The sequence below is a fragment of the Patescibacteria group bacterium genome (assembly GCA_024238995.1).
Classification (GTDB): Bacteria; Patescibacteriota; Minisyncoccia; order Minisyncoccales; family JANBVM01; genus JANBVL01.
The window spans coordinates 134,957-144,622 of sequence record JANBVL010000001.1; the positions used below are offsets into that span (position 1 = coordinate 134,957).

A 9,666-nucleotide genomic window follows, 5' to 3' on the forward strand; every position below is an offset into this window, starting at 1 on the left:
TCAAGTCTTAACTAATCTTTAAATGGTGGGATATTACCCTCTAACCAAAACTGGTAAGAGGATTTTTCTTTTTTGATTCTCTTTAATCTTGGCAATATCATTCTTTCTTTACCAGTCTTTCTTTTAATAAACTTTTGATATTCTTTTTCCATCTTATTTTGGTATTCTTGGTCATCATAATACCTAACTAAATCACCCTTTAGTTCAACATACTTTATTAGCGTTAATGGTGGTCTTAAATATCTTTTTAAAGTTTTAGAGGATTGAGTTTTTGGTTTTACTGCGTTTAACCAATCTTCCCAGTCTTTTTCTGCTATCTCAATAAGATTTAAGGCTGGATATTTTTCTGCAAGATAGCGAAGTCTTGGATTAATGTTAAGATTGATTTGTTTTTCTGTTGAAGGAGTCCTTTCACTTTCATAAAAATTCCTTTTAAAAAAAGCATCTATTACTTCATCAGGCGACGCTTTTTCTATCTGTTTATAAATCTTTTTAAGATACCTTTTTTGCTTTTCATTTGTTGGATAAATCGGCAATAAAGTTGTTGGTTCAAGAATTGAGATTGGTATTTCAAGTTCTATATCATAAAGAAAATTATTGAAAACCCAAACAAAACCTGCTTGTTCATTCAAGGGGCTGAAACCTTTAACAATTTGCTTAATATCTTCTATCATTGGTTTCCAATCCCAACGTGCTTGTTTAAGAACCCATTTTGAGAGTTCAGGAGTTAGGTAAAGATTTCTCTCCTCATTTTTAATTTTAATCTTTGAATCATCTTTTTGTTTAAGTGGTCGGTAGAGCTTATATTTTTCTCTAAATAACTTTTTTCTTTGCTGATATTCTTTATCATTAACTACCATTATAGACAAGTTTTGGTTTCTTCTTTCATAATCTTTTAGGTCAAAGTCTTTAGATGAGTAATCAAAAATAGGAATTTCAATAATTGGTTTTATTTCAACTTTTCTCTTATTAACAGAAAGACCACCTTTAACCATTTTCTTTAACCTTACTACCCCCCACATTCCTTTTCTTTCTTTCCAAAGCCCTCTTAAACGTTTCTTGTTTTTCCTATTTTTAATCGCTTTCTCAAATTCTTCTTTTGTGGGTAGTCTTTTAAACCTAACTTCTTGCCATAATTTTTTTACTATCGCTTCAAATTCTTCAAAGACTTTTACAAAAGAAATGTCTATTTTTTTAATTGTGTTTTTTTTCTGTTTTGCCATTGGTTAAAGGGCTTTTCGTGAGGCAAAAACCAATGGAAATTTTAATCTTGCCCCACGAATAACCCTGATTTATTTTTATTCTTGCTTAAGGTCTTAAATTTTCTTTTCCCCTCAATTCTTCTGCTTTTTTAATAAGGTATTTTGCCAACTCACTAACAAACTCATTTATGTCTTTACTCTTCTCTGCAATTTCTTCTATTTCATTTCTTTTTTGCCAAAACAACTTGTGTGTTGCTTGACTAGTAGCAAGAAAATTTAAAGCTTGTTCTAACAATACAAATGCACCTGCATTTAATTTCATAGATTTAAGTTAATTTTTATTTAATAAATTCCGACCTTGAAAAGTTATTTTTATTCAAACCAAAAAGGGACAACCCTGCTGGATACCACCTTATTTAAGGGCAGAACAGAATTGTCCCTCTTTACCCTTAAATATAAATTGGTATCCACTTTTCATCTTACTTGTTTCAAACAAAAAATCAAAGCTTTTTAAACTTTGATTTTAATGTTAAATTGTAATGAAATGTAATCTAAGCCTTTAACTTCCTCTCTTTAAACTCATGGTAGAAGAATCACCTATCATTACAATTTTAGCGCCACACTCATAAATCAATTCAACAACAGCTCTTAAAAATCCAATGTCAGTTGAAGCCGGGCTTGGGTCAGCCGTATTAAAATTAGGTTTTAGCAAAACTGTTTCTCCCCTATTTATGAATTTTTTAAAACCACCAATTTCATTTACAGCTTTTAAAACTGACTCTTTTAAATTACTTTCAACTTTTACCTTGCTGACTTTATTCATATCTATTATTTTAAGTTTTTAAGGGTTTTTTGTCTATTTTAAATAAAAAAACTGGCTCTAGGCCAGCTCCTAAATATAAACTGAAATAGACAGCTATCCTCCGTATCTTCTTTGTCTTTTTACGTATTCTGAAATTGCCCGATTTAAATCCTTTTTATTAAAATCAGGCCAATATTTTTTAAAAAAGTAAAGCTCGCTATAAGCAGCCTGCCAAATTAAAAAATTAGAAATACGCTGCTCTTTTCCTGTTCTGATTATTAAATCCAAATCAGAAGTCCAAAGATTTTGAGAAATATCATCTTCACTAATTTTATCAACAGGAATTTTCTGCTTAATAATGTTTTTAACAGCTTCAACAATCTCTGCCCTGCCCCCATAACTTAATGCAAAATTCAAGGTCATGGCTTTATTGTTCTTGGTTAAATCTTCTATTTTTTTAATTGACAACTGAACAGCCTTTGGTAATCTGTCCCTTTGCCCAATCACTTTTATTTTAATATCTTGTTTAGAGGCTTCCTTAAAATGTGACTGCATTTTTTCAACTAGCTTCATTAAATAATTTATTTCTTTTTTTGGTCTTTTCCAATTTTCAGTTGAAAACACAAAAAGCGTTAAGGTCTTGACTCCTTTTTCTTTGCACCAATTTATCACCTTTTTAATATTGTCCAATCCCTCTTTATGACCTTCAAAAGCAGACAATCCCTTCTCTTTTGCCCACCTTCTATTGCCATCTAAGATAATGCCTAAATGGCTTGGAACTTGTTTAATGCTCATAATAAGAAATCGCTTTCTATTTTAAAATTTGTTGGCAGCGCCCATGGAGCTTTAAAACCAAAAAAATATGCTGATTTTGTTGCTAATTTTGAAAAATTAATTCTTGGTAAAAAAAACCTTTTAAGCTCTTTTTTATATTTTAAAAAATCTGGGAAATTTTTCAATAGAATGTCGGCTCCAATAAGGCCCCAGATGACTCCCCCGCCTGACCATGGTTTAGTCAATCCTGCAGCATCGCCACATAAAGTGATGCGGTTATTAGATGGTATTATAAGGCCTTGAGGTATTAAAGCTGAAACAAAGTTGCTTTCTTTGATTTTGTTCTTTTTTAAAAAATCATCAAAAACAATTTTAGCTTTATTAATTTCTTCAATAACCCCATATTCAACCTGTTCTCCTCTTGGGATTTTCCATAAAAACCCGTTTTCAGTTGGCCAAACTTCAACAAAATCTGAAAAGTCTTTTTTATTCTCAAAAACCTGAATTCCTAAACGGAATTTCGGCTCATCTAATTTCAAAAGCTTTCTAGTTGAAGACAGAGCGCCATCACAGCCAATAATTCTGTCAAAATTATCAGGCAAAAACTCCATACTACTATTTAAAACAATATTGCCTTTAAATTTCTCAACAAATAAAGCTATTAACCTATCAAGTTCAAAGTGGCTCATTACTAAGAACTTTTTTGAAAATTTAATATTTAAACTTTTTTTTGGAAAGTGCAGAACAGCACTTGTAATTTCATTTTCAATTAAATTCCGGCTTTCTGGAATAAAATCAAAGATTCTTTCTGAAAATAATCCGGAACAAGCAGTCTTGCCAATTTGCTTTTTTTTCTCAAAAACAGTAATCTCATGACCTTTTTCAGACAATTTCCAAGCCAGATAAAGCCCTATTACGCCTGCTCCAGCTATAGCTGTTTTTTGACTTTTGATACTCATACTCAATTTTAATTTCCTGTTTAAACTGCTCTTTAGCAACAATATATCCAGCAGCAAAAGAAAGCAAGGAAACTAAAAAAACACCAATCAATAACACTATATCATTCTGGTATTTCTTAATAAATTGAATGACTTTTTCAAACATTCAATAACTTAAATTGCATTATTTTTAATACATGCCCTGATAAAGCCTGAAAACAAGGGATGGGGCTTTAAAGGATTTGATTTGAATTCAGGATGAAACTGACTGGCAATGAAAAATGGATGATTCTTTAATTCTATTATTTCAACCAAGTCTCTTTTTAAATTCACACCTGCCATAATTATACCATTTTTTTCTAAAATCTTACGATATTCATTATTGAATTCATAACGGTGGCGATGGCGTTCAGAAATATCCAAAACATTTCCATAAAGCTTAAAACTTTTTGTTCCTTTCTTAAGTCTGCATTTATATGCCCCTAATCTCATTGTTCCTCCATATCTTTTTTCCTTTATTAAGTTTTTTTGCTCTAACATTACATCAATCACAGGTTCTTTAGACTGAAAAGCAAATTCAGTAGAATGCGCTTGTTTTAAATTACAAACATTCCTGGCAAATTCTATTACTGCTAACTGCATTCCCAAACATAAACCCAAAAAAGGAATCTTTTGTTCTCTTAAAAATTCAATAACCTTAATTTTGCCCTCTATTCCTCTTTTCCCAAATCCTCCTGGAACAATTACTCCATCAAATTTTTTAAGCTCTTTTAATTTTAAAGGCTGTTTTTCATACTTTTCAGCTGAAAGCCAGTGAATCTCCGGTTTTCTTTTTAAAGACCAACAAGCATGCTTAATCGCCTCAATTACTGAAATATATGAATCCATTAAAGCAAATTTTCCTGTAACAAAATATTTACCAGCAATAGCGATTTTTAATTTTTCAGTATCAGCAGTAATTGATTCAACTAATTTTAACCAATCATTAAGACCTTGTTTTCTTGAACGCAAACCAAATTTCTTTAAAATCTTATTACCCAAATTCTCATTCTCATAATTTATCGGCACTTTATAAATAGGATTAATATCAGGAGAAGATATAATGTCGTCTTTTGAAATATTACAAAAAATAGATATTTTTCTTTTTCTCGGTTCGTCTAAAGGAGCTTTTGAACGACCTAAAATTATATCAGGCTGAATTCCAGCTTCATTTAACAACCTAACAGCAGTTTGAGTTGGTTTGGTTTTCATTTCTCCAATCATATCTGGAATTGGTAAATATGAAACTAAAATAAACATTGATTGTTTTAGCGCTTTGAGTTTCATCATTCTTGCTGCTTCTAAAAACAGCATGTTCTGATACTCGCCTATTGTTCCTCCAATTTCAATCAAAACAAAATCAGCCTTAGTAATTTTGGCTGCTTTTCTAATTCTAGCAATAACTTCATTGGGAATGTCAGGAACAACTTCAACACAACGGCCGCCGTATTGTAAATTTCTTTCTCTGTCTATCACTGCCTGATAAACCCTGCCAGTTGTTATATAATTATCAGTTGTCAGTGTTTCACCTAAAAATCTTTCATAATTCCCGATATCCTGGTCACACTCTGTTCCATCATCCATCACAAATACTTCACCATGTTCAACTGGATTCATCGTGCCAGCATCAACATTGATATAAGGATCAATTTTAATTGCAGTGATTTTAAATCCTTTTGATTTTAAAATCCTGGCAATAGAAGACGTTGCAATACCTTTTCCTATGCCAGACATCACTCCACCAGCAACAAAGATAAACCTTGGCATTTTATTTCTTCTCTTCTTCTATTATTATTGTGACTTCAGCTTCTAAATTATGATCGAATTTAAGTTTAACAGGAAACTCTCCAAGCTCCTTAATTGGTTGAACCATCTCTATTTGAGTTTTTTTAACCTCAAAACCCTGCTCTTTTAAAGCTTCGTAAAGCTTGCCAACACTAACTGATTCAAAAAGCTGTCCCTCGTCACCAGTCTTAACATTAATTACAAATGCCCTGCCCTCAATTGCCTCAATTAAGGCTTGAGTCTTTTTTAATTCCTCTTCTGCTTTTTGTGATTCTAGTTCTTTTTGTGATTCTAACTGTTCCATACTTCTTTTATCTGCTATTTTTGCAAAACCTTTTGGAAGTAAAAAGTTTCTGGCGTAACCATCTTTAACTTCTTTTATTTCATTTTTTTTACCCAAATCTTCAATATCTTTTAAAAGTATAACTCTCATAAAACTAGTTTACTATAATGATTTTATTACTTCAATAGCCTTGTTAAGCTGAGGATCTTTGCCCTGCTCATAATCATCAGCAGTCAGTTCCACTTCAATATCAGGCTCTAGTCCAACATCAGTGATTAAATGACCATTGGGTGTCAACCATTTTGCAACAGTTATTTTTAAACTTGATCCGCCTCTTAGCTCAACTAACTCCTGAACAGAACCTTTTCCAAATGACTTTTCTCCTATCAACAGAATGTCTCTATTATCCCTCAAAGCTCCTGCCAGTATCTCAGAACCTGAAGCAGAGCCTTTATTGATTAAAACCACAACTTTATAATCTAAAAGTGCGGGATTACCATCAGCTCTATACTCCATTGTAGTACCATCAGCAAATTCCTCAACAACAACTAATTCTCCATTTTCTAAAAACCAGCCAGCAATGTCTTGAGCTATTTCCAAATAACCTCCAGGATTATTTCTTAAATCTATAATAATCTTTTTGGCAGATGTATCAAGAATTTCAAAAACAGCTTTTCTAAAATCAAATCCTGCTTTTCCGCTAAATTGATAAAGTTTTAAATGAACAATAGTGTCATTTTCAAGAAGCTCCCATTTTAAAGAAGGAACTTCAATAACACCTCTTGTAATTGGAATTTCTTTTGATTCATTCCAGCCATCACGGAAAATAGTTAAAACAACCTCTGTCCCTCTTGGTCCTCTTATCAATTTAACAGCTTCATAAATTGTAATATCAACTGTTGAAGTATCATCAACTTTTAAAATTTTATCTCCTGCCAAAAGTCCTGCTTTAAAAGCTGGAGTGTCTTGTAAAGGTGCAACTACCTGAAGCTGTCCTTTTATTACGTCTATTTCCATTCCTACGCCCTCAAAAACACCTTTTACATCTTCAACAAATCTTTTTGTTTCTTGCGGAGGAAAAAATACTGTATAAGGATCATCTAAAGATTCAACCATTCCTGAAATAGCTCCGTAAATTATCTCTTGGGTATTAATTTTATCATTGTTTACAAATTTATCCTGAAGCTTGTTATATGCTTCCCAAAACAAAGAAAGGTTAATATCTTCTGGAGCGCAGACATCACAAACCACTTGCAGTTTCCCAAACCAAACACCAGTTCCAAAACTAGCAAAAATCACCACAACTAATAAGAATAAATTTAATTTTCTTTTAAAAGAAAAAAGCATATATAATAATCTTCTTTTTATCAAAATTTAACTAAAAAGTCTATAAAGTCTTAAGAAATTTAACAATATTGTTTAAAAAAAACAAATAAAACAAACACTAACTTTTGTCCAGCCTCACTAAACCAACAACAATCACCGAGCTAATGACATTCCTGCTGTTTATTCTCAAGGATACAATAGCAAAAACCCGGTATATCTCCTTGCCTCCCGACACACGTGTAATTCCCATCAGGGCCTATAATCCAATCTTCTATATATCCACATTCAGCAACATAATCTTTCCAACCGGAAGAACAGCTATACTCACCATTATCAGTGCCCACAGTGGCAAATCTCTTAGTAACTACTCCGTCACAATTATAATCCCAAGATCCACAGTTGTTAGCTGAAGTAAACCAACTTGTTTGGCCAGGACGAGAACTAGAGTTCCCAGTACATCCATCTGTATTAGCAGGAGAGTTATTAACAAAACTACTCCATTCAGTTGGAGACTTGGTGGGAACAAAAATGCTCTTCCCCGTGTAATTATCCACATATCCACATCTATAATTGTCTTGACCATCATAATACTGTACGGCTTTATTCGTTGATCCGCTGACTACCTTATAACCTGTACTCCAATTATTAATAGCAAAAACAACAATAGCTCCAATAGATAAGCCTACTAATAAAAGAGAAATAACATAAACAATCTTATTACTAATTTTAATCTTTTTTTTGTCTGTTTTCTCACTTTTCATAGAGCCCTTCTTCAATTAAATCTATCCTTTCTTGCTGTTTATTATATAAATCTTCTAATTTATTAATCTTTTGGTCCTGCTCCTCAATCATAAGTTGTTGCTCCTGAATTGTTTTTACTAAAGGAGCAATTATCCCTGCATAATTTATTGATTTCATTCCTTGTTCTGAATTATCTGTATTAACAAGTTCAGGATAAATCTTTTCTAAATCTTGAGCAATAAAACCTAAACTTAATTCATTGCTTTCTTTCCATCTAAATTCTACTGGATTTAGCTCTAAAATCTTTGAAATTGAAGAAAAATCTAAGCTTTTTATGTCTTTTTTAAGTCTACGGTCTGAACTATAATAAAAACCAGAAGCTGTTACATTACCATCAACTATTAAACTATCATTTGTCCTCAATGTATTAGCCGCATTTCTAAATATATTAGTGTCTTCAGCTGATCCAAATACTATTCCTCCATTAGCTGCATTGCCACCTGTTCCTCGAATACCAATCTTAGCTGCTTGATCTATGTCACCGATATAAGCATCATCACCTATTTGTAATCCTGTACCTACGCTGTTCTGATGTATTCTTACAGTTCCGCCTTCAGATGCTGACAGTAATACAGTACTGGCAGAACCATTTATTTGCTTAATGTTAAATACTTGTGTACCTGTTCCATCAGCATCAATAGACATGTCTATACCTCCATAATTTGGTGATGCTGTCTGACCATACATTTCAATAAATGCTCCATCTAAGTATGAAGTACCAGCATAAAGATTAAGTCTACTCCCGCTGCTACCTCCTTTTATATCTCCTCCACTCACTGTCAGGTCGCCGCTTATACTTAAATTTCCAGAACCGTCTATTCTACCAACTTGACTACTTCCTCCATTTCCAAAATAAGTACCATTTGCTCCACCATACCAATTAAGATAAATTCCATAACCTTCTTTACTATCAAGGTGAAGATTAGGAGTTGAGGTAATTACGGAATAAGCTGTTGTATCTCTATCTGCATTCTGGGTTATATGCATGCTTCTTTGATAACTCCTCCCACCAATTGTTAAAGCATCAGGAGTATAAATATTATCTGAATTATAATCAAATCTTAAATATGATGCACCTGGTTCTGCGTTAATAACAGCACCTGATCCTATGAAGCCATAACCATCTCCGCGATAAGTCATATATAATGCTGCTGCTCCAGCATACCCACTAGTTCCAGCCAACTCTCCTAAAACAATATATGCTCCTTGAGAAGTCCAATTATCTCCACTACCAGTGGAATCAAGATGTAAACTAGGCAGAACATTATCTACGTCAGTTTTAATATCTCCTCCGCTAACTATTAGGTCTCCATCCATGCCAACATTGCCAGCATTTACGCTATAAATATCTCCATCAATTACACCATCCCAGAATTCAGAACCTACTGGACCTTGTGGTCCTTCAGGTCCTGTTAATCCTATTAGCCCTGGATCGCCTTGAATACCTTGAAGACCAGTAAGCCCTTGGATACCTTGAGGTCCTTCAGGTCCTGTTAATCCTATTAGCCCTGGATCGCCTTGAATACCTTGAAGACCAGTAAGCCCTTGGATACCTTGAGGTCCTTCAGGTCCTGTTAATCCTATTAGCCCTGGATCGCCTTGAATACCTTGAAGACCAGTAAGCCCTTGGATACCTTGAGGTCCTTCAGGTCCTGTTAATCCTATTAGCCCTGGATCGCCTTGAATACCTTGAAGACCAGTAAGCCCTTGGATACC

At 33.3% G+C, this 9,666-nt stretch carries 11 protein-coding genes; all 11 read right to left on the reverse strand.

Annotated features, from left to right (window positions below):
• Positions 1-11: 11 nt before the first annotated feature.
• Positions 12-1,223, reverse strand: coding sequence for a hypothetical protein (locus tag KJI70_00735; protein ID MCP6718061.1), 1,212 nt, complete (start codon positions 1,221-1,223; stop codon positions 12-14).
• Between the two features lie 85 nt (positions 1,224-1,308).
• Positions 1,309-1,524, reverse strand: coding sequence for a hypothetical protein (locus tag KJI70_00740; protein ID MCP6718062.1), 216 nt, complete (start codon positions 1,522-1,524; stop codon positions 1,309-1,311).
• Between the two features lie 237 nt (positions 1,525-1,761).
• On the reverse strand, positions 1,762-2,025 hold the full coding sequence (locus tag KJI70_00745; protein ID MCP6718063.1) for a DUF362 domain-containing protein: 264 nt from the start codon (positions 2,023-2,025) through the stop codon (positions 1,762-1,764).
• Between the two features lie 93 nt (positions 2,026-2,118).
• The gene (uppS, locus tag KJI70_00750; protein MCP6718064.1) at positions 2,119-2,799 is read right to left on the reverse strand and encodes a polyprenyl diphosphate synthase; all 681 of its coding nucleotides are present in this window, start codon (positions 2,797-2,799) and stop codon (positions 2,119-2,121) included.
• On the reverse strand, positions 2,796-3,737 hold the full coding sequence (locus KJI70_00755) for an NAD(P)-binding protein (protein MCP6718065.1): 942 nt from the start codon (positions 3,735-3,737) through the stop codon (positions 2,796-2,798). Before KJI70_00755 ends, uppS begins: the two co-directional genes overlap by 4 nt.
• Positions 3,661-3,882, reverse strand: a complete 222-nt coding sequence (locus KJI70_00760; GenBank protein ID MCP6718066.1) for a hypothetical protein — start codon at positions 3,880-3,882, stop codon at positions 3,661-3,663. The genes KJI70_00755 and KJI70_00760 overlap by 77 nt, the downstream gene beginning before the upstream one ends.
• 8 nt (positions 3,883-3,890) lie before the next feature.
• A complete protein-coding gene (locus KJI70_00765) occupies positions 3,891-5,522 on the reverse strand; it encodes a CTP synthase (protein ID MCP6718067.1) in 1,632 nt (543 codons plus the stop codon).
• 1 nt (position 5,523) lies between these two features.
• Entirely contained in the window at positions 5,524-5,973 is a 450-nt protein-coding gene (gene rplI / locus KJI70_00770) for a 50S ribosomal protein L9 (GenBank protein MCP6718068.1), read from the reverse strand.
• 12 nt (positions 5,974-5,985) lie between these two features.
• Positions 5,986-7,170: a S41 family peptidase gene (locus tag KJI70_00775; GenBank protein MCP6718069.1), complete on the reverse strand. Its 1,185-nt coding sequence runs from the start codon at positions 7,168-7,170 to the stop codon at positions 5,986-5,988.
• 140 nt (positions 7,171-7,310) lie between these two features.
• Positions 7,311-7,910, reverse strand: coding sequence for a hypothetical protein (locus KJI70_00780; protein ID MCP6718070.1), 600 nt, complete (start codon positions 7,908-7,910; stop codon positions 7,311-7,313).
• A partial coding sequence (locus KJI70_00785; protein MCP6718071.1) for a tail fiber domain-containing protein occupies positions 7,900-9,666 on the reverse strand: 1,767 nt, incomplete at its 5' end. The genes KJI70_00785 and KJI70_00780, both read right to left, overlap by 11 nt.